Raw genomic sequence first — 417 nt, forward strand, 5'->3', positions numbered from 1 at the left:
ATGTTGGCGTTCGCCTCGGCCAGGATGGTGGCGACGGCGGCGATGATCCCGACCCGGTCCTCACCCGTCACGGTGACGATGATGCGGTTGCTCTTCGACATGGAGGCTAGATCCATTCCCTGGGCTTGAGGAATTCCTCATAGAGCCGGGCCTCCGGCGTGCCCGGCAAAGGCTGCCAGGCGTAGCGCCAACGCACCACGGGCGGCAGGGACATGAGGATGGACTCGGTGCGGCCGCCGGATTGGAGCCCGAACAAGGTGCCCCGGTCGTAGACCAGGTTGAACTCGACGTAGCGCCCGCGCCGGTACGCCTGGAAGTCCCGCTCCCGTTCCCCGTAGGGAAGCCCCCGGCGGCGCTCCACGATAGGCAGATAGGCTTCGAGAAAATGGCCGCCCACGCTTTTCACGAGGGCGAAGC

Annotated in this window: 2 protein-coding genes; both read right to left on the minus strand. The window is 66.2% G+C overall.

Annotated elements, in window-relative coordinates; genetic code table 11:
• Nucleotides 1-116: ACT domain-containing protein (locus ACTFO6_RS17755; protein ID WP_439935746.1), on the minus strand; the 116-nt coding region annotated here is incomplete at its 3' end.
• Nucleotides 107-417, minus strand: a 311-nt coding sequence (locus tag ACTFO6_RS17760; protein ID WP_439935745.1) for a coproporphyrinogen III oxidase, incomplete at its 5' end; no start/stop codon positions are given. The genes ACTFO6_RS17755 and ACTFO6_RS17760, both read right to left, overlap by 10 nt.

Origin of the sequence: Pelomicrobium sp. G1 (assembly GCF_051905455.1) — a bacterium.
Taxonomy (GTDB): domain Bacteria; phylum Pseudomonadota; class Gammaproteobacteria; order Burkholderiales; family UBA6910; genus Pelomicrobium.